Annotated in this window: 17 protein-coding genes; 11 read left to right on the top strand and 6 right to left on the bottom strand. The window is 40.0% G+C overall.

What is annotated here, in order from left to right:
• The first annotated feature begins 36 nt into the window (after positions 1 to 36).
• The 5 genes from QWZ08_RS12385 to QWZ08_RS12365 all read left to right on the top strand — a co-directional run bounded on the left by QWZ08_RS12385 (position 37) and on the right by QWZ08_RS12365 (position 8,576).
• Positions 37 to 2,283: a glycosyl hydrolase family 95 catalytic domain-containing protein gene (locus QWZ08_RS12385; RefSeq protein WP_290337732.1), complete on the top strand. Its 2,247-nt coding sequence runs from the start codon at positions 37 to 39 to the stop codon at positions 2,281 to 2,283.
• Positions 2,284 to 2,486: 203 nt separating this feature from the next.
• Positions 2,487 to 3,932, top strand: coding sequence for a Gfo/Idh/MocA family protein (locus tag QWZ08_RS12380; RefSeq protein ID WP_290337731.1), 1,446 nt, complete (start codon positions 2,487 to 2,489; stop codon positions 3,930 to 3,932).
• A 158-nt stretch (positions 3,933 to 4,090) separates the two neighbouring features.
• Positions 4,091 to 5,956, top strand: coding sequence for a glycoside hydrolase family 35 protein (locus tag QWZ08_RS12375; protein ID WP_290337730.1), 1,866 nt, complete (start codon positions 4,091 to 4,093; stop codon positions 5,954 to 5,956).
• A 686-nt stretch (positions 5,957 to 6,642) separates the two neighbouring features.
• Positions 6,643 to 7,053 (top strand): hypothetical protein, encoded by a 411-nt coding sequence (locus QWZ08_RS12370; protein WP_290337729.1) that lies wholly within the window; start codon positions 6,643 to 6,645, stop codon positions 7,051 to 7,053.
• 356 nt (positions 7,054 to 7,409) lie between these two features.
• Positions 7,410 to 8,576, top strand: a complete 1,167-nt coding sequence (locus QWZ08_RS12365) for a T9SS type A sorting domain-containing protein (protein ID WP_290337728.1) — start codon at positions 7,410 to 7,412, stop codon at positions 8,574 to 8,576.
• A 324-nt stretch (positions 8,577 to 8,900) separates the two neighbouring features.
• Here QWZ08_RS12365 and QWZ08_RS12360 read toward each other — a convergent pair whose 3' ends face one another.
• The gene (locus QWZ08_RS12360) at positions 8,901 to 9,518 is read right to left on the bottom strand and encodes a PH domain-containing protein (RefSeq protein ID WP_290337727.1); all 618 of its coding nucleotides are present in this window, start codon (positions 9,516 to 9,518) and stop codon (positions 8,901 to 8,903) included.
• A gap of 134 nt (positions 9,519 to 9,652) precedes the next feature.
• Here QWZ08_RS12360 and QWZ08_RS12355 point away from each other — a divergent pair, with 134 nt between their 5' ends.
• Both QWZ08_RS12355 and QWZ08_RS12350 read left to right on the top strand, forming a co-directional pair.
• Positions 9,653 to 10,240, top strand: a complete 588-nt coding sequence (locus tag QWZ08_RS12355; protein ID WP_290337726.1) for a TrmH family RNA methyltransferase — start codon at positions 9,653 to 9,655, stop codon at positions 10,238 to 10,240.
• A 336-nt stretch (positions 10,241 to 10,576) separates the two neighbouring features.
• Positions 10,577 to 10,915 carry a DUF6799 domain-containing protein gene (locus QWZ08_RS12350; RefSeq protein WP_290337725.1) on the top strand — a complete coding sequence of 113 codons (339 nt, stop codon included), beginning with the start codon at positions 10,577 to 10,579 and terminating at the stop codon, positions 10,913 to 10,915.
• A gap of 69 nt (positions 10,916 to 10,984) precedes the next feature.
• On the opposite strand, the gene QWZ08_RS12345 is transcribed toward QWZ08_RS12350, so the two are convergent.
• Both QWZ08_RS12345 and QWZ08_RS12340 read right to left on the bottom strand, forming a co-directional pair.
• Positions 10,985 to 11,569, bottom strand: coding sequence for a porin family protein (locus QWZ08_RS12345; protein ID WP_290337724.1), 585 nt, complete (start codon positions 11,567 to 11,569; stop codon positions 10,985 to 10,987).
• A gap of 158 nt (positions 11,570 to 11,727) precedes the next feature.
• The gene (locus QWZ08_RS12340; RefSeq protein ID WP_290337723.1) at positions 11,728 to 12,954 is read right to left on the bottom strand and encodes a 4-hydroxy-3-methylbut-2-enyl diphosphate reductase; all 1,227 of its coding nucleotides are present in this window, start codon (positions 12,952 to 12,954) and stop codon (positions 11,728 to 11,730) included.
• A 258-nt stretch (positions 12,955 to 13,212) separates the two neighbouring features.
• Between QWZ08_RS12340 and QWZ08_RS12335 the strand changes: the two genes are divergently transcribed.
• The 3 genes from QWZ08_RS12335 to QWZ08_RS12325 all read left to right on the top strand — a co-directional run bounded on the left by QWZ08_RS12335 (position 13,213) and on the right by QWZ08_RS12325 (position 17,374).
• Positions 13,213 to 14,490: an alpha-amylase family glycosyl hydrolase gene (locus QWZ08_RS12335; RefSeq protein ID WP_290337722.1), complete on the top strand. Its 1,278-nt coding sequence runs from the start codon at positions 13,213 to 13,215 to the stop codon at positions 14,488 to 14,490.
• Between the two features lie 14 nt (positions 14,491 to 14,504).
• The gene (locus QWZ08_RS12330; protein ID WP_290337721.1) at positions 14,505 to 15,554 is read left to right on the top strand and encodes a DUF6807 domain-containing protein; all 1,050 of its coding nucleotides are present in this window, start codon (positions 14,505 to 14,507) and stop codon (positions 15,552 to 15,554) included.
• Between the two features lie 380 nt (positions 15,555 to 15,934).
• A complete protein-coding gene (locus QWZ08_RS12325; protein ID WP_290337720.1) occupies positions 15,935 to 17,374 on the top strand; it encodes a right-handed parallel beta-helix repeat-containing protein in 1,440 nt (479 codons plus the stop codon).
• 600 nt (positions 17,375 to 17,974) lie between these two features.
• Here the strand turns inward: QWZ08_RS12325 and QWZ08_RS12320 are convergent.
• Both QWZ08_RS12320 and QWZ08_RS12315 read right to left on the bottom strand, forming a co-directional pair.
• On the bottom strand, positions 17,975 to 19,534 hold the full coding sequence (locus QWZ08_RS12320) for an acyl-CoA mutase large subunit family protein (RefSeq protein WP_290337719.1): 1,560 nt from the start codon (positions 19,532 to 19,534) through the stop codon (positions 17,975 to 17,977).
• Between the two features lie 38 nt (positions 19,535 to 19,572).
• Positions 19,573 to 20,109 carry a DUF7935 family protein gene (locus QWZ08_RS12315; RefSeq protein WP_290337718.1) on the bottom strand — a complete coding sequence of 179 codons (537 nt, stop codon included), beginning with the start codon at positions 20,107 to 20,109 and terminating at the stop codon, positions 19,573 to 19,575.
• A 115-nt stretch (positions 20,110 to 20,224) separates the two neighbouring features.
• Between QWZ08_RS12315 and QWZ08_RS12310 the strand changes: the two genes are divergently transcribed.
• Positions 20,225 to 20,575 (top strand): HesB/IscA family protein, encoded by a 351-nt coding sequence (locus tag QWZ08_RS12310; RefSeq protein ID WP_290337717.1) that lies wholly within the window; start codon positions 20,225 to 20,227, stop codon positions 20,573 to 20,575.
• Between the two features lie 9 nt (positions 20,576 to 20,584).
• Here QWZ08_RS12310 and QWZ08_RS12305 read toward each other — a convergent pair whose 3' ends face one another.
• The gene (locus tag QWZ08_RS12305; RefSeq protein ID WP_290337716.1) at positions 20,585 to 21,028 is read right to left on the bottom strand and encodes a DinB family protein; all 444 of its coding nucleotides are present in this window, start codon (positions 21,026 to 21,028) and stop codon (positions 20,585 to 20,587) included.
• Positions 21,029 to 21,065: the final 37 nt, after the last annotated feature.

The following is a 21,065-nucleotide window of genomic DNA, read 5'->3' as shown; positions in this document are numbered from 1 at the left end:
GATAAAAATTCCTCTTGATTAATTATACCTTTTTTGATGAGAAAACATTTGTTCATTTCCATTTGCCTCGCCTTTTGTTTGCCCGTTAAAGCACAACTTACACCTAAGTATAACCTTGTTTTTGATTCACTTGCCAAAAGATGGGATGAAGGTATTCCGCTGGGTAATGGCTGGCTCGGCGCACTGATCTGGCAAAAAGAATCCAACGTTCGTATCTCGCTTGACAGGGTTGATTTGTGGGACGATCGCCCCATGCCGGAAATAAATAAGCTGAAGTTTAAATGGGTAGCGGAGCAGGTACAAAAGGGCCAGTATGATACAGTGCAAAAATTGGGTGACGAGCCTTATGAAAAATACCCGGCGCCTTCAAAAATCCCGGGGGCAGCGCTGGAATTTGACGTGAGTAAATTCGGAAAGGTAATTCACAATGAACTGGATATTCAGTCGGCCTTGAGCACCATTCAGTTTCAAAATGGTGTGGTGTTTAAAAATTATATTCATGCAACTGAGCAGGTTGGATATTTTAGTTTTGAAAATTGTCCGGATGCCATCATTCCAATTATTAAAATTCCTGCCTATCATTCTGATAAAAAAGGAACAACCGGCAATAGCGTAGAAGGGCAGGGGCTTGAACGGCTGGGTTATGCCACAGGTACCATAGAAAGAGGAAAAAACTTCCTGCGTTACCATCAGCCAACACGGAATGGAAATTATTACGAAGTGCTGGTACAGTGGACAAAATCAGGTAATAAAATATTGGGTGAGTGGACAATAACGCAGGGAAGAAAAGCTGCAATGCCTGTCATCAACCCTGCGTTAAAAGAACCCACGGGTTGGAATACACATATCGCCTGGTGGAAAGATTACTGGAGCCGCTCGGCTGTTGCCGTTCCGGATACAATTTTGGAAAAGCAATATTACCTGGAGATGTATAAGTTTGGCTGCGTTGCCAGGAGCAATACACCCCCCATTTCTTTACAAGCCATATGGACTGCAGACAATGGAAATCTGCCACCGTGGAAAGGCGATCTGCATCACGATTTGAATACTGAATTGAGTTACTGGCCGGGCTACACGGGTAACCACCTCGACCTTACCGCATCTTACACCAATTGGTTATGGAAAGTGAAACCTGAAAACGAGCGGTGGACTAAACAATGTTTTGGTACAACAGGACTGAATGTGCCGGGTGTCACCACCATTAGTGGTAAACCAATGGGTGGCTGGATTCAGTATTCTGTTAGTCCAACTACGGGCGCCTGGCTGGCGCAGCATTTTTACTGGCAATGGAAGTATGGCATGGATGAAAAATTTCTTCAGCAAAGATGCCTGCCATATATAAAAGCTGTTGAAACTTACCTTGCTCAAATTCGTATAACCGACCCCATTAGTAAGCTGTATAAACTGCCGCTGAGTTCATCGCCGGAGTACAACGATAACCGCATAAGCGCATGGTTTCCGCAGTTCACAAACTATGATTTGGCGCTTGTTAAAAATCTATACCGGGAATATATTAAGCTGTTGGTAAGAACTGGAGGTAATAATTTGACAAAAATAAAATCAGCGGAACAATTGTATCCGGCATTCAATATCAATGAAACAGGTCTCTCTATTGCACCTGGTCAAAACCTGGATCAGTCGCACAGGCATCATGCACAGCTGATGGCAATTTACCCGTTGGGATTGTTAGACATCAACAAGGAAGCAGAAAAAAATACAATTGACAAAAGCCTCCGTTGGCTTCAAGAAAAAGGAACAAGAGAATGGTGCGGCTATTCTTTTAGCTGGGCCGCCTGCCTGTATGCACAGGCCAAACAAGGGGATAGTGCGGCAAAGATGCTCACACTGTTTGCAAAGCATTTTGTTTCGGCAAACAGTTTTCATTTGAATGGTGATCAGAGCGGTGGGGTATACTCCAACTTTACCTACCGGCCATTTACTCTGGAAGGGAATTTTGCTTTTGCGCAGGGCATACATGAAATGCTGATCCAGAGCAATAAAGGATACATCGAAATTTTTCCCGCAATTCCCGCCGATTGGAAAAATATATCCTTTGAAACTTTAAGGGCTGAGGGCGCATTTTTAGTATCTGCCGTAAAAGAAAATGGTACAACTATCCGCGTGACAATAAATGCCGGAGCAACGGGGATTATGCGTTTAAAGCTGCCCTTTAAAACATTTTATATTGCTGGAAATAAAAAGACTTATTCTTTAAATGAAAATTTGCTGGAAATAAAAATGACAAAGGGAGAAACAGTTATAATAAACAATGGATTCGAATAGGGGAGTTGAAAACAAAATATAACAGGCTTTGTGAACACAATAACTTTTTTTTAGTGAAATGTACATCGGCCCCCATGCACTTCCAATTCGCAGAAAAAAACTTTTAGCCATCAAACTTATGCAATCGTTTGATTAAATTCATGCTGATTAAATGGTGTACATTTTCACAGATTTCAAACTGTATTTAAAACCACAACAAATTTATGTCATCTAACAGAAGAAAATTTTTACGTAATGTAACCCTGGGTACTGGTGGGCTGGTAACAGGATTCAATTCCATTGCCGCAGTAACCGCAGATGAAAAAGACCGTTTTTTTGTAAAGGAACGTCCGTCGGCTGGCGGTTTTAATATGTGTGGCTATGCCGCACCAAAAATTGATACCGTAAGGGTTGGTATTGTTGGTTTAGGCATGCGTGGCCCCGGCGCCGTGGAAAGACTGTCATTTATTGAAGGTGTTGAAATAAAAGCCTTATGCGATCAATATCCAGACCGGACTGCATCTGCACAAAAAATTTTACAAAAAAAAGGGCTGCCGAAAGCAACTGAATACAACGGTAGTAAAGAAGCCTGGAAGGAAATGGTTAACCGCCAGGATCTTGACCTGATTTATATTACAACACCCTGGAAATTGCATACGCCGATTGCAGTATACGCTATGGAGCATGGTAAACATGCTGCATCAGAAGTTCCTGCTGCTCAAACAATCGACGAATGCTGGCAGTTGGTTGAAACGTCTGAAAGAACAAAAAAGCATTGTGTAATGCTTGAAAATTGTTGCTACGACTTTTTTGAATTACTTACATTGAACATGGCCCGTAATGGTATGTTTGGCGAACTGGTGCATGCGGAAGGCGCATACCTGCACGATTTAAGGAGCCTTAATTTCGATAAAAACGGGTATGCGGAAATGTGGCGGTTGAAAGAGAATGCAACCAGAAATGGCAACCTGTATCCAACGCACGGATTGGGGCCTGTTGCACAATGCTTAAATATTAACCGCGGCGACCAGATGGATTACCTGGTGTCTATGTCGGGCAACGACTTTATCATGGGTGCTATAGCAAAAGAACGTGCTGCCACGGATAGTTTTTACAATGAATTTAAGGATAAAACCTTTCGCGGTGATATGAATACTTCCGTAATAAGAACGGTTAAAGGTAAAACAATTATGGTGCAGCATGATGTTAGTACGCCCAGGCCTTATTCAAGAATTCACACCATCTGCGGTACAAAAGGTATGGCCAACAAATGGCCGCAGCCACAACGTATCTCATTTGGCGAAGAATGGATAAAAGAAGATGAATACAAACAATTGGAAGAAAAATTCACCCTGCCGATTGTAAAACATATCGGATCGATTGCGAAAAATGTGGGCGGTCATGGCGGTATGGATTTTATAATGGACTGGCGCCTGATTGACAACCTGCGCAATGGGCTGGCATTGGACCAGGATGTATATGATGCTGCTTTATGGAGTTCGATCGCTCCGCTTAGTGAACATTCAGTAGCTAACCGCAGCCGCAGCATGGATGTACCTGATTTTACAAAAGGCGCATGGAAAATCAACAAGCCTGTGAACCTTACACTGGATGGCGGTGGTACAACTACCGTTAGAAATATACCGGAAGAGAAATCAAAAATAAATTAAGGATACAGCTGGCAGTTTACAACTGCTTACAAAACTGATTAAAAATTGATAGGCGTCACCTTCACCGGTTGGCGCTTTTTTTAACTTTTTTGTTCACTATTTTATCAATGCATTCTTTTTAAATCAATGCAGGGTACCTTTATTAAAACTGATTGAAAATGAAGCAACAAGCCGGATTATTAACAGCAATTATATTGTTTGCCTGTTTAACAACGGGTTTTGCCCAGCATAAACATAGCTTTAGAATTGAGGATGGGCACTTTATGTACGATGGCAGGCCTACTGCTATCTACAGTGGCGAAATGCATTATGCCAGAATACCAAGGGAATATTGGAAGCAACGTCTGCAGATGGCAAAAGCCATGGGCCTTAATACCATTACCACTTATGTTTTTTGGAATTTTCATGAAACGTCTCCTGGTGTATGGGATTTTAAAACAGGCAATCATAACCTGCGGGAATTTATAAAAACCGCCGCCGCTGAAGGTTTGATGGTGATACTTCGCCCTGGTCCGTATGCCTGCGCCGAGTGGGAGTTTGGTGGATATCCATGGTGGTTGCAGAATAATAAAAACCTGGTGATACGAACCAATAACAAGCCTTTTCTCGATTCCTGTAATACCTATATAACGAAGCTGACAACTGAAATAAAAGACCTGCAGATCACCAACGGCGGCCCGGTAATTATGATACAGGCTGAAAATGAATTCGGCTCTTATGTTGCGCAACGAAAAGACATTCCATTGAGTGAGCACAAAGCCTACAGTGCGGCAATAAAAAATCAACTGGTAAAAGCAGGCGTGACAGTGCCATTGTTTACATCTGATGGAAGCTGGTTATTTGAAGGGGGCACAATCGAAGGTGCCTTGCCTGCGGCTAATGGGGAAGATGATGTGGCCAATTTAAGGAAAGTAGTTGATCAGTACCATGGCGGAAAAGGGCCTTATATGGTAGCTGAATATTATCCGGGTTGGTTGGATCATTGGGCTGAACCTTTTCCAAAAGTAAGCACTGAAGCTGTATTGAAACAGGTAAAGAAATACCTGGATAATGATGTGTCTTTCAATTTTTACATGGTACATGGCGGAACGAATTTTGGCTTTACCGCCGGTGCAAATTATGACAAGGACCACGACCTACAGCCAGACATGACAAGCTATGATTATGATGCACCTATCAGCGAAGCAGGATGGGTTACACCAAAATATACGGCATTAAGAGACATGTTTAAAACTGTTGTTAAATACCCCGTGCCTGTTGTGCCACCAGCATTCCCTGTGATAACTATTCCTTCAATCAAACTGACCAGCAGCCTTGATCTGGAAGCATACAAGTCGGTGGTAAAACCTGTTGTAAGTGATACGCCACTTAGTTTTGAAGCCTTGAGCCAGGGTTATGGGTATGTTATGTACACAAAGCAGTTTGATCAGCCTGTGAATGGCAAACTCACCATAAAAGGACTTCGGGATTTTGCCACCGTTTATGTAAATGGAGAGAGGACAGGCGTACTAAACCGCTATTATAATACTTATTCAATGGATATTCATATACCGGCAAAAGCAACATTGGAAATATTGGTAGAAAATATGGGCCGGATAAATTACGGATCGGAAATTAATAATAACCTTAAAGGAATTATAAGTCCTGTAATGATTGACAGTGCAACTATAACCGGCGGCTGGCACATGTACCGGCTGCCAATGGATAAGATGCCGGTATTAACAGACGGCAGTAGTAAAAGTATGAAGGGGCAACCCACCTTATATGGTGCAACTTTTATCCTCAATAAAACGGGCGATAGTTTTTTGGACATGCACAAATGGGGAAAGGGAATTGTTTTTATAAACGGTCATAACCTTGGCCGGTATTGGAGTGTAGGCCCTCAGCAAACACTTTATGTACCTGGCGTTTGGCTTAAAAAAGGATCCAATAAAGTAGTGATTTTTGAACAATTAAATGATGCCACTCAAAACACCCTTGAAACCGTTTCAATGCCAGTGCTGGAAAAGTTGGTACCCCGTTAAATCGTGAGGTAATATAAACTTTAATCTGCGGTACATCATAGAGGTAAAGTAACTTATCGTAAAAATGCGTTGTATTTTTACGGTAAGTTCAATTATTTATCCCGGTAAAAATACTTTTTTAATACAACTCTGTTTGTTGCGTCAAGATCAACCGTTGTGTGTTGTTTCGTGCTACTACGGCTTATTGTATGTGGCTTTTTTTTTCTTCAATTTTTTGTTTTTTTTTGCGACTGGGTTTTAGACAAATCTTTTCGGCTAAAGATATTTTATTGTTAAAATACGTCTTTTTGCAAACGTAAAAATTTGTTGGCTGTCATGAATGAATGATGATGTAATCCTTATGTACAAAGGGTTTTATCAATTTATTGGCTATTTTAAAATAAATAAACAACCTTTATATTAGTTGCAGATCAGTTAAAACTCACTGTATCTTTACAGTGCAAATAGAAAACAACTATTGCAGCAATCAGTACTCATTCTTCCTGTTGGATTATTTACCATGATACAAACTATCATTTTTCAACAGGGCTAAAAACTCTTTAGCGGGTTTTACAACGTAGCCAGTCATATCAAAAAACAATTCTCTCGTTTGCTTTTTTTTGCCACAGTATGATGCAATTTTTATGCTGTTTATTGGTGAAACAATGACAGGAATCAATGATTTTAAAACACCTAAATATACAATTATGACTAAGTTAAAAAACATCGCAGTTGCCCTTGCAACACTCGTAATATTTACAAATATTACTAATGCGCAAACACAAAAAGCATCTTATACGGTAAACGCACAGGAACCATTAAAAGTAAAGTACCTGGGTGATGACGACAAGTATCTTCTGTTTGAAGTGACGCTGATATCACAGCAGGAAGCAAAACCTCTTTTTGTAATTTCTGATAAAAAAGAGGGAGAATTCTTCTCATCTCCGCTTACCACCGGTTTAAAGCCACGCACTTTTAAAATTGAAAAAAGAGGCGAAGACCAGGTATTGAATTTTAAACTGGTTATTGGTAAAACAACTTTTGTAAAAACATTTGCTGTTAATACAACCACAGTTGAAAGAACGGTAGTTGCAGAACGTGATATAACAAAATTGTAATAACCCTTACCCTGTAAACTATTGTCCCTGTGCGGCTATCCTGAATTTGTAATAATTCCGGGATGGAGGTACAGGGATTTTTGTTTGAATGCTATTTCCCTTGCCTGGGGAAGGATTTTTGATTTTCCTTTACTGTAGTAATATTTCTAATTTTTTTTTACCTCCTGGCTTCTTCCAGCCGTTACCCACCTAAAGCCATAGTAATACAGGTAGTTCCGCCTGAAAAATAAAGATTGCAATTTCTTTGGAATACAATAAATACCAACAGGCACCGTTATAAATTATCAGTTGATATATTGTAAAATGCCCTTGACCTGTTTGCTGTATGTTGATGAAAAATATCCAAATCCAATTTTATGAAAACCGCTACCTTACCCGGAAAATTTTCCATTTTTGTCACCTGTCTTTTAATGAGTACCCTGTTTACTTTTGCCGGCTCACACGATATTAATACTGCTGGTAATACATCAACAGCACGAAATAAATGCTTTTCGCCATTGGGTACTACAGAATCACTGGCCGCTAACCTTTACCTTTTACAGCCGGATAATTCACTGATTCTGGCAGACGGTTTTTATGCACAATACAACGATGCTTATCACGATAGTGTTACAAGAGAGGATGCACTTAAGTTAACCAATCCGTCTGAAAATGTGGGTCTGACCCGGTATGGAAAAACGCTTGTACTTGAGAGAAGACCGATCATAAAAGCCAATGACACTTTATTTATTAAACTCTGGAAAACAACCCAGCGCAGTTACCATCTGGAACTCATTACCAACTTCATTACCAATATTGGCCTCCAGGCATACCTTCTAGACGCTTATTTGAACACCAGTACGGCTTTGGGACTTGCCACTACTATAAAAGTAAATTTTGCGGTGAATGCTGACGCTGCTTCTGCTGCAACCAACCGGTTTAAAATTGTATTTAAACCCGCAGCTGCACCGTCTCCCTTGCCCGTAACCTTTACGGATGTTAAGGCCCTCAGGCAGGCAGCCAGCGTTCTTTTGAAATGGAATGTGGAAAATGAAATCAACATATCTAAATACGAAGTGGAGAGATCGTTGAATGGAAAAGATTTTTCAGTTGTAAATACCACCCTTGCAGCAGGCAAAAATAGCCTTACCGGCAGCTATAGCTGGGCAGATCAAAACCCTTCGGGCAATACATCTTTTTATCGTATTAAAAGTATTGGTACGGACGGTAGCGACGTTCAGTATACTTCTGTAATGAAAGTAAATATGCTGCAAAATGACATGTCTTTTACGGTGTATCCTAATCCGGTAACAGGTAATAAAATCAATCTGCAATTGGCAAACCAACCTGCCGGCGTTTATCAGGTTAAACTTATCGACATCACCGGCCAGGTATTGTATACCAGCAGGATTTCAGTAAATACTAACAGCCTTTCCTTTTCACAAAGAATCGATCTGGACAGGAAATTTCCGAAAGGTATCTATCATCTGGGGATCACCAGTCCAGACAATAATATACAGGTTAAGAAGATTATAGTTCAATAAAGAATATTCGATGACAAGCTGCAGTTCTGTCCTCATCACCGGTATTAGTATGCATTCGAAATTTGATTCATTGAATTCGTTAATAGATAATATTAAAGGTTATAAAAAATTATGCTGGAAAAACTGGAAGAAAATTTTGTTATAAAATTTACCATGCTGCTATTTATTATGGTCAAGCTTTCCTGCACATTGCCATTTTTGATGTACGAAAAAGCGAAAGGAGATTTGTAGCGGTAGCAGCGGTTATAATCATTGTCACTAATTTATCATGATAATCTAAACTAAGTATTTAACTGGACACATGAGCTATTGGTGCGTGAACCACTATCTCATCAACCTGCTTTTTTGGTGCAGATATTCATCCTGGGTAATAGCTCCTTTTTGTAACAAGTCAAACAATTTGGTAAGCTCATCTGCTATCATTTGTTGGGAAGGTTTAACTGTGGCGGTTGAATCTGTAATGGCTTTAGCAAGCAACGCCGCCTGGCTCATAATACCCGATTTTTTATATTCTTCCTGGGCATGCGTAATGGTATCTTTTAACAGTTTCGGTTCCTGAATCAGCTCATAAGTTGTTTCACCTAATTCCGCGGCAGTTTGTATGTCCACGTTGCCATAGCCAAACAACCTACCCCATATGCTTTGATCATATTCAACATTGTTTATTTTATCGAGCGGACTTTCTTTTGAATAACGGCTAAAAAAACCGCTTTCATCTACCACTCGTAAATTGGTGACACACCATAAATTGCTTTTCCACGTAAGGTACTCATACATTGGATAAAGCGCTGCAACAAGTGTTATAATCAGCCCCGTGGTGTCAATCAGCCAGATGGCTAATACGGCAATCAGAAGCCATACAAAAATGGGCAACACCATTTTTATCCAGTGTTGCCGGGTTATCAGCAATATTTTTTCATCTTTTTTTAATGCCGTTCTCATGTGTTTGTGTAGTTAATACTTGTTCTTAAAATTAAAGAATGATTTGTTCATCAGCATTTTTATTTCAAAGGGGAATGGCTTTTTGTTATTTACAGAATGCTTATTTTCGATGTTTATTTTTATTAAAATATACTATGACTCCTGAACGTACTGACCGGCTCAATTTTGTACTAGATAAAAGGCAACCCGATTTAACTGTGGTGCTTGAAAATGTTTTTGATCCGCACAATATATCTGCTGTGATGCGGACCTGCGATGCTGTTGGCATCCAGGATATTTATATACTTAATAATAAAATTCCCCCGCACAGGAAGTGGGGGGAAAAGAGTTCATCCAGTGCCGCTAAGTGGTTAACCGTTCACCAGTTCACAGATGCGAATAAATGTTTTGCTGCATTGCGTTTAAAATATTCAAAAATATACACCACTCATTTAAGTGCTGATGCTGTTAGTTTACACGAATTGAATTTAACAGAATCTGTTGCATTGGTGTTTGGCAATGAGCACAGCGGTGTTAGCGAAGAAATCATAGCGATGGCCGATGGCAACTTTATTATACCTCAGGTGGGTATCATTAAATCGCTCAATATTTCCGTAGCCTGTGCGGTTTCTTTATACGAAGCTTTCAGGCAAAAAAATAACGCCGGGCATTACGATGCAGCTAAACTGCAAAGGGAAGAACTGATTGCTTTGCGTGAGTCTTGGGGTTTTATCGGGGACTAATATTTTTACAGATGCAAAAAGCAGTATCACTGTTCTTCCTTGAATTGATTTACAAAACTTCCGCTTCCCTTGTATTGTATTTAAGCACTGCAAGCTCATACAGGACTTGAACAAATAGTCCCTCAGAGGCTATTGGTTGAAAATTTGTTAAAGTTGTTTTAAAGGAATTTTGACAGACAGCTATATGTCCAATACTTTGAGTAAATGTTTCTACAACAAAAGCCTACTCTCAGTGAATGTGCTAAAAATGGAGTTTTGCTAGTTACGCACAATTTTGTTTTTGGCAAGGTATTGGTTTAAGGCTAAGCAATTCTTACAATAACAAAAAACAAAAACATGAAAAAATTAATTATGGTATTCGCAATAGTTGGTGCATGCACAACTGCTGCCGTAGCTCAGGATAGTTCAGCTACAACTAAAACTCCGTCAGATAAAATGACAACCCACCAGGGGAAAGATTTCGTAACATTGAAAGATGGCAAAGTATTGGTAATTAAGGGTGGTGCAGCTTCTGCTCTTGGTAACGACTTAACTTTACCAAATGGCACAGTTATTAAAACTGACGGTACTGTAAAGAGTTCAGATGGCACAACTCTGAAACTGCAGGAAGGAGAAAAAATTGATATGGAAGGTAAGTTATTAAAAAAAGAGGATAGTTCAGCTCCTCAAAAATAATAAATCTGTTACTTAGAAAAAGCCACCTTTACGGTGGCTTTTTCTTTTTTTTGAGGGAGAAACTCACAATTACTTTCTGTTGTTAAATAGGGTATAAAACAAGCTGATCTGTATTACGCCATTCTTAAAATCAGGATTAATGCCATTGCTGGGCTTAAAATTTCCTACTTTAGAAAGGCCTGCGGTATAACGTGCGCCGATACCTAAACCCATCTTGCTATGAAACCCCAAACCTCCGGCAACTGATAAATCGGTACTTTTTCCAAGGCTGTCAATGCTGGTGCTTGATTCACTTATTTTAAAGCCAACCTGCGGCCCCGCCTCAACATAAAATCCACCTGTTGTTCTGAACTTCAGCATCACGGGAACGTTGATGTAATTGATTTTCAGGTTTTCATCGTGTGTTGCATCCTGGTACTTGGCGCCCTGCGAAGAAAACAATACTTCCGGTTGAATGGCAAAAACGTCGCCGAGAAAAAAACTTACAAAACCACCGGCGTGAAAACCAACCAGTGTATTAGTTTTGGCATTTTGCCAACTGCTGTGGCCTGTGAAATTACTGATGTTAACACCAGCCTTTGCTCCTAATTCAAATTTTTGGGCAAAAGAAGTCGATGTCACAAATAGTGCACAGATAATCATAATCTTTTTCATAAATGTTTTTTTTAGGTTGATATTGTTTATGCAACAAAATTGCTGCCATTATTTTAAGATTATTTTTACATCGTGTTAATGAAAAGCTATTGAAGCAGGAAAGTGACAATTAGTATTCATTTGGCAGTAAGGGAAGAAGGAAATTAGTGGAATTAAAATTAAACAAATTGCCCAATTACCTGTTGAATATCGGCAGCGGCAGAGGTTAGGGAAACTAATCTGTTAATTACGCCTTCCACCATAGAATCGGGACAACTGGCGCCACTGGTTAATAAAATTGTAACAGGACGATTTGCAGGAAGATAACCTTCGGTAGTAATTTGTTGTCTGCTATGGAAATTGTAATGTGAAATAGTTTCGGCTGAAATAATATTTTCCTCACTGCTGATAAAGTAAGTCGGTAATTTTTCTTCGCATAGCTCAACCAGGTGAGAGGTGTTGCTGCTATTGTAACCGCCTACCACAATGGCAAGATCGGCGGTTGTTTGTAAAAGACCATACACTGCAGTTTGATTGTCGTTGGTTGCATAACATAGCGTATCTCTTGTATCCGCAAAATGCGCATCTATTGTATCTGCTGTCAGCTGGTATTTTTCTATCATTACTTGTCTCAGAAAATCAGAAATGGTCTGTGTATCACTCGCCAGCATAGTGGTCTGATTTACTACGCCAAAACGCTGTAAATCTCTCCTGATATCAAACCCTGCCGAAAACCGGCCAGCAAATTCTGTATAAAATTGCGCTGCTTCTTTTTGCCCTGTAATGTACTTGCTAAGCTCAATTGCCTCCTGCATGTCGTTCACAACAACAGTAGGAGTATTAGCAGCCGCATGCGAAAAGGTGGCCCGTGTTTCTTCGTGCGTTGGTTTTCCATGTACCACTACACTGTATTGTTTCAGCGCAATTTGTTCACTTCTGTTCCATACTTTTTCTACAAAAGGGCAGGTGGTATTGTATTTTTCAACCGGTATGCCGATGGCCGTTAATTGTTCTTCAATGGCGAGCGTTGTACCAAAAGCCGGTATAATAACTACATCATCTTTTGTAATACTCTCAAATGGAATTACCTGTTTGCCGTGTGTATCCTGTAAAAATTGAACACCCCTTTTTAACAGATCTTCATTTACCTGCGGATTATGTATCATTTCACTCAATAAAAAAATGCGTTTACCGGGGTTTTCTTCAATGGTCCTGAAAGCAATGTCAATGGCATTTTCTACACCATAGCAAAAGCCAAAATGGCGTGCCAGATAAATACGCAGGTTGCCAAAATCGAGCAGCGAAGGACTAAAATCTTTTTTCATTTTATCCTGCAGCTTGCGTTTATTTTTTATGGCCGCAATTAAAGGGCTTCGGTAAATAATGGGGACGTTAAACTGTTTCATTGATACAAAGGTACAGGTTTACTGGTTTTTAAAAAGTAGGTGAAGCTTTAAACAAGGGCTTGTATGTATCATTTTTATTGACAGTTATTTTTATCCGGATAAAAAAGTAAAGTGACTGCATTGTGCAATTACCGTTCAGCATCAGGCAAGGTATACTCACTATTCTGTCTTACATTTGATTAAATTGCCTGCCAGGATTTTTTTATTTTTTTTACCGGTATTCACAACACGATATAATACGCAAAACAAACAAACGCTATGAATTTTAAAAAGGCAGCCTGGATTAATAATACAGATGTGTATGAAGTAAATACCCGTCAATACACACCTGAAGGAACTTTTAATGCTTTTGCGAAAGAGTTGCCAAGGCTACAGGATATGGGCGTTTCCACGCTTTGGTTTATGCCCGTTACGCCCATTGCACAGCAAAATAAAAAAGGCAGTTTAGGCAGCCCGTATGCATGCAGTGATTATACTGCCATCAATCCCGAATTCGGAACAATGGATGATTTTAAGGCACTGGTAAAATTGGCGCATAGCATGAGTTTTAAAGTCATCATCGATTGGGTGGCCAATCATACTGGTTGGGATCATGTATGGACAGTTACCAATCCCGATTATTTTAAAAGAGAAGACAATGGCGATTTTAAAATAGCCAGCGGCATGGATGATATCATCGAATTGAATTACCAAAATCCTGCGCTAAGAAAAGCGATGATCGATGCCATGGTTTTTTGGGTAAAGGAATGTGACATTGATGGATACCGATGCGATCTCGCGTTTTGGGTGCAACTAGATTTTTGGTTGGAAGCCAGGGCAGAACTTGAAAAAACAAAAACGCTGTTTTGGCTGGCTGAAAGTGATCCGTTGGATCATGAAGATTATTACCAGGCTTTTGATGCCTGCTATACCTGGACATGGATGCACAAAACAGAAGAATTTTATAAACACGGTCAGAACAAGTATTTGCTGGATGAAGTAGTACATCGCTACGATACCAACGGCGGCCCGGATGCTATACCGCTTTGGTTTACCAGCAATCACGATGAAAATACCTGGAATGGTACCGAGTACGAAAAATACGGCGATGCCGCCAAAGCCCTTGCAGTATTTAGTTTTACAAGAAACGGCATGCCGTTAATCTATAGCGGGCAGGAGTTGCCCAGTCTTAAACGATTGCAATTTTTTGACAAGGATCAGATAGAGTGGAATGGTAAATATGAGCTGCATGATTTTTATAAAAAATTACTTGGCCTGCATAAAAATAACCCTGCTTTGCGGGCTGGCGATGCAGCGGTAACAACCTACAATCTTTCAGTAAATAATGCAGATAAAGTAATGGCTTACTTGCGAAAAAATGGTGAGCATGAAGTGCTGGTGGTATTAAATTTCAGCAGGGAGGCATTGAGCTGCAGCATCCTGGATGAGCATCTTGGAGGGAAATTTACAAATGTATTCAGTAAAAAAGAAGACAATTTTAGTGGGTTAAAAATTGTTGAAATGAAGCCATGGGAATATCTTGTATACGAAAAATAATTGCCTGAATTTATATGAATACAATTGTAAAATATGCGCTTCTCAGCCTGCAGTGCTGCATTGCTTTAACTGCAATTGCGCAAAAAAATGCGGTGATAAAAGTAACTAGGTCTGCTTCGGAAAAAAAAGTAACTATTTATGCAGATGATAAGCTATTTGCCAGTTTTTTATATCCCGATACATTGGAAAAGCCGGTATTGTTTGATATACATGCTGCCAATGAAACGGTTATTACCAGGGGCTTTCCCTTAAACAGGCAACCAGGCGAACCCAATGATCATCCACACCATATCGGTCTTTGGCTGAATTTTGAAAATGTGAATGGCCTCGATTTTTGGAATAACTCTTTCGCCATCCCAGCTGAAAAAAAACACGCCTACGGCTGGATTAAAACAGACCGCATTATTGAAACAACCAGTGGTGCAAAAGGAATTTTATCTTACCATGCCAATTGGGTGAATCAGCAAAATGATGTGTTACTGGAAGAAACTACCCGCTTCGAAATTACGGGCACAGCTACCCGGCGCATTATTGACAGGGTAACTACTTTGAAGGCCAAAACTGATGTGCTTTTTACAGATGCAAAGGATGGCTTGCTGGGTATAAGGGTAGCCCACGCATTGCAAATGCCAACCGATAAAGACCAAGAATTTACAGATGATAAGGGTAATATTACCGTTGTAAAAGGGGGTACTGATACCGTTGCAAAAGGCAATTATTTGTCAAGCGAAGGAAGGTTGGGCGACAGCGTGTGGAGTACCAGGGCCAGGTGGTGTAAAATGTTTGGAAAGATGGGCAAAGATTCTGTAAGTATAGTTGTGATTGATCATCCGAAAAATCCAAATTATCCTACTTACTGGCATGCACGCGGCTACGGCTTGTTTGCTGCCAATCCATTGGGAGAAAAAATATTTACCAACGGAGCTAAAGTAAAAAACCTTTCACTTAAAAAAGGTGAGGCCGTTACTTTCAGGTACAGGATAATAATCGATAACGGTATACATTCAATGCCTGTTAAAGCCATCAATGCACAAGCCGATCAATTTGCACGCTCACTAAAATAATCAGCCACGGGCATGGCTAAACGGAATTTTGAGTTTAATAGAATTGTTATCGGCATAATTTTTTTCGGGTAATTTGTTGTTGAAAGCACGGTAACAGGTGTTGATGAATACAGGGGCTTTTGACAGATAAGTGCCGGCACTATTGACTTTGATTTGAGAGCGTAAGCAGGGTGGATTTCATCAGGTACCCAGTGCTTACGCAAATGGGTTTAAATTCAGTTTTTTTAATTGTTATTGCCTTTGTTGATAGACCCTCTATCGAGACAATTTTTTATTGAAAAGAAACGATGCTAAAAAATTTAGATACTAAGCTGGCACTGGTTATAACTTACCTTTTTCTATCAATAAGTCCCGGAACACTTTCGTCGCAAACTTTGAAAATGAAGCCTAAAATCAATGCCTATTACCTGTCATCAACCGGCAATGACGACAGTGCCGGAACCATTGCCAATCCCTGGAAATCAATTAAAAAAATGAATGCGGTTTCGCTCAACCCTGGTGACAAAGTTTTTTTTAAAGGAGGCGATATTTTTAGCGGATCATTAATTGTGAATAGCGGGAGGCTGGGCAAGCGAAATATCTCCATTTTGATTACCAGTTATGGTAAAGGAAAAGCGATACTGGATGGTGATAAATCGGCTGCAATAAAGATAAAAAACAGCAGCTTCGTTACAATACAAAATCTTCAGCTAAAAGGAGCAGGGAGAAAGAATGGCAACACAAGTGATGGGTTACTGATACTAAACAGCGATCATATTACAGTGGACGATCTGGATGTAAGCGGCTTCCGCAATGCAGGTGTTTCGGTGTACACATCTTCCTTTGTACATATTACAAAAGTAGAAACGCATCAAAATGGTTTTGCAGGTATTGCTGTTTCCGGCGTTTACCAAAATAAAGCAAGCTGTACTAATATTTATATCGGTTACTGTAATGCTTTCAATAATCCAGGTAGTCCGGTTATTTTGGATAACCATAGTGGCAATGGAATTGTAGCCGGTAGCTGCAGTAACGTGCTGATAGAATATTGCACCGCTACCAACAATGGACGGGATATGCCCCGCAAAGGAAATGGCCCGGTAGGTATCTGGTGTTATGAGGCCGACAGTGTTACCATTCAGCATTGCATTTCTTATCTCAATAAAACTTCAGCGGGTGGCGGAGATGGTGGTGGCTTCGACCTGGATGGAGGTGTTACCAATTCCGTTATTCAGTATTGCTTATCGTATCAAAACCAGGGAAGCGGGTATGGTATTTTTCAGTACGCCGGTGCAAGCGCCTGGCTCAATAATATCATCCGGTTTAACATCAGTGAAAATGATGGCGAAGTATCTGAAGCAGGCGCCGGTATTTATATCTGGAACAGTTCTGAAGACAGCATGCAGTTTCAAAACTGCAGCTTTTACAACAATACAATTTATAACCGTAAAGGCGCTGCCATCAATTATGCGCCGCTCAGTAAAAGAAAAGGCTTTGTGTTTTATAACAATATTTTTGTTGCAGCAGAAAGCTTGTTAAAAAGAAATAAGTTGAACGATATTTTTTTTGCGAATGATTGGTGGAGTATAAAAAATAAATCAGTGCAGGTTAATCCCGGCGAATTTAATATTGATCCGGGATTTAATCTTACTGATGATTTGAATCCGACTTCATGCGATAAGTTAGCAAGTTTCAACCGTTACAAAGTAGCGGCAAGTTCACCACTTCAAAATAGCGGAATTGATTTGACAAACATGTTTGATATCGCAACCGGGGTAAATGATTTTAACGGCGATCCTGCGCCGGTAAAGGGAATTGGCGCTTGTTTTGGAAAGGAATAGCGTTTGCAACAAGTGCCATTGTAAAATTAATTTCGTTCTTTTTGAAATAAAAAAAGTAGTCTGTAATACAACCTGGCATTCATTAATTCGATTATTTAAAGATCAATATTCCAGATAATGCTAATCTGATTTATGGAGAGAATAAATGGTATCGCAATAGAAAAGATAATATTTATAATCTTTCGAAAAAAGAAAGTATGTGTATTTGAAGCTTCGTCTTTTCCGATATTTGGTATCCCAAGTATCAGACCATACGTTCTGCTAAAAATAAATTTTAAAAAATACCATACAAATATTTGACTGTAGCTAAATACAATCAACAATAGCAAATCATCATTTGAAAAAAAGTTGTATTTATAGTTAGCAGCCCATAGCGACAATGTCAGAAACAAAATGAAGCAGGTTGAAAATATATTTAATTTGATTTTTAGGTATAGGTTAAGAAAGACATATAAATTAAGCCCAAGGAAAAAAATGGTAAAAAAAATCTTAACATACATAGATTAACAATTGCTTGGAATGTTTATAATCAAAATAGGTATTTATCAGCATCGACAAATAAATAAACGAAATCGAAAATAAATGCCGGAACAATATAATTTATTTATGCTCCCCAAAAACCTTCCTTAACTCACCAGCAATTTCACCCAGGGTACAATAATTTTCAACTGCATCAATTACAACAGGCATCAGGTTGGTATTATTGATGGCTGAAAGTTGTATTTGTTGCAAACAATCAGCTACTTTTTGATTGTCTCTTTTTGCCTTTAATAATCTCAATTTTTCGCATTGCACTTCCCTGATGCTGTCATCAATTTTAAATCCGGGCACGGTGTTTTTTTCATCTGCCTGGAACTTATTTACCCCCACAATTATTTTTTCGCCCGTCTCAATCTGGCGTTGGTATTCATATGCGCTTCTTGCTATTTCTTCCTGCATAAAACCTTGTTCTATGGCGTCTACACTGCCTCCAAGCGCATCAATTTTTTCAATCAGTTGCCAGGCTGCGGCTTCTACTTCCGCAGTCAGACTTTCAACAAAATAGCTTCCCGCCAATGGGTCTACCGTATCTGGCGTGCCACTTTCAAATGCTACAATTTGCTGGGTACGCAATGCTATTCTTGCTGCTTGCTCTGTAGGCAGGCTAAGGGCTTCATCATAACCATTGGTGTGCAGGCTTTGTGTGCCACCTAATACAGCTGCCAACGTTTGAATGGTAACGCGGGTTACATTATTTAATGGTTGTTGCGCAGTAAGTGTTGCACCCCCGGTTTGTGTATGAAAGCGCAGCATCATCGCTTTGGGATCTGTTGCGCCAAGGTCTTTCATAATAACCGCCCACATTTTTCTGGCAGCCCTGAATTTGGCAACTTCCTCAAACAAATTGTTATGGGCGTTAAAAAAGAAGGAGAGGCGTTTGCCAAAAATATTAATGTCCATTCCTTTTTGTACAGCAGCCTGCACATAGGCCTTGCCGTTGCTGAGTGTAAAGGCAATTTCCTGTACCGCTGTACTGCCGGCTTCACGTATATGATAACCCGAGATGGAAATTGTATTCCATTTGGGAAGCTCTGTCATGCACCATTCAAAAATATCGGTGATGATGCGCATGGAAGGTTTGGGCGGATAAATATAAGTGCCTCTTGCCGCGTATTCTTTTAAAATATCATTCTGTATGGTGCCCGAAATTTTTTGCAGATTGGCACCCTGTTTTTTTGCCAGCGCCACATAAAAGGCCAGCAAAATAAAACCGGTTGCATTGATGGTCATAGACGTGGTGATATCCTCTACTTTGATACCATCAAACAATAATTCCATGTCTTCGATTGAATCTATTGCTACACCTACTTTACCTACTTCACCATCAGATAATTCATGGTCGCTGTCGTAGCCAATTTGTGTTGGTAAATCAAAAGCTACGCTTAAGCCGCTTACGCCCTGCGATAATAAATAGTGATACCGTTTATTGCTTTCTTCTGCCGTGCTAAAGCCTGCATACTGGCGCATGGTCCAGAGTTTGCCACGATACATGTCCGGTTGTACGCCCCGGGTAAAAGGAAATTCACCGGGCAGCTCATCGCCGGGCCTGGCATCTGCCTGCAGGTATAATTCTTTTATTTCTATACCGGCATCGGTAAATATTTTTTTTTCAACAGACATAGGCTGGTTTTAAATCAGGTGACTTAATGGTCGCAGGATTAAATCAATTTTTTAACCTCGTATTGAATGGCATTTAAAACAATCCCACTCAGTTCAGCATTGTCTGCTGTGGTATACTGAAGAATGTTTCTGCTTAAATCAAGCGCTGTCGCATTGGGTGGTAAAGCACCAGCCAGTTCGTTGATAATATATATATTCTGGTCCTTTAAATTAGTTACTGCTTTCCATACTTCCGGGTTTACATAGTTTTGCTGGGTAATGTTGTGTTCATATTCTGTCCGGATGGTTTGTATCAGGCCTGCAGCCAGTTCAGTGGCAGAATACTGCGTGTCATGCATTCTTGTAACAAGATTTTTTAGAGAGATTCTGTCAGTAAGCAGGGTAAGTCTTTCGTATGCCTGTAACCGAAGCAGGCTGTTGTCCGCAGCCACAGGGCGTTTCTGGTCAACTGAGGCTTTAAGACTCCTGAATTCAGTTAACAAAAAGAAGATGGCACCTATTAACAACACCAGTGCAATACCTAGAACAATCAGGATGGTTTGCACATCCTGCAGGGTAAATTCCAATAAAATCATGGGTTATTTTTTTTACAAAAGTAAAGGAAAGTACCGCCAAATATTTCCTGCTTTCGAAAAGTGTTGCGATTGGGCTTTTTTCAAAATGGGCTACCTTTGCTGTAAATCATTTTACATGGAAGCAACAACAGCAATATCGGCCCCGGTTAGTTTTACCATCAGCGCAGTGAACGAAATTAAACGGCTGATGGGTGAGCCAGGGTTTGATACAACACAGGTTTTAAGGGTGGGTGTTAAAGGCGGCGGTTGCAGCGGTATGACCTATGTACTTGGTTTTGATGCACCCACTGAAAAAGACAGTCGTTTTGAAATTGAAGGCATTCCCTGTACCATGGAAAAAGCACACGGCATTTATTTAACCGGAATGGAGGTTGACTGGCAGGGTGGATTAAACTCCCGCGGTTTTACTTTTAATAATCCGAATGCCAGTAAAACCTGCGGTTGCGGTACTTCTTTCGCTGTTTGATTTGCATAATCAATATTCCACTACCTGCCGCAGATGATGTTCCAAATGTGTTACATAATCATTGATTAAAAATTCAAGTGTGAGCAATGTATTGTCTCTTGACAAACACCCAAACTGTAATTTTTCTTCAGGAATATGTTTGATGAGTTCAACAAGGTGTTTGTTGTAGGCAGTCCAGAAGGCAATTACTAGCGCTCCTTCCATTCGATCGTAATAACTATATTCATTCCATTTATGTTGATCATAATAAATCTGCGGCGTTGGTTCAAACTGCGCCCGCACAAAACGTTGGTGGTTATTGGTGGCGCTGTCAATCAGGTGCCCGATGATTTCTTTTTTACTCCATTTTTTAGGAGCAGGTTTTGTTGAAAATGCAGGCTCGCCGATTGCGGTTAACAGCGGAGGAATTATTTCACCCAAATGGGATAGCCTGGTTATGGAATGTTTGATCATGATTATAGTTGTATACAAAAATGAAGATTATAACAAG

This window comes from Ferruginibacter paludis, from assembly GCF_030409685.1.
In the GTDB taxonomy this organism is placed as follows: domain Bacteria; phylum Bacteroidota; class Bacteroidia; order Chitinophagales; family Chitinophagaceae; genus Ferruginibacter; species Ferruginibacter paludis.
Note: the sequence above shows the minus strand (reverse complement) of the source record. Positions and strands in the feature narration are given on the sequence as shown.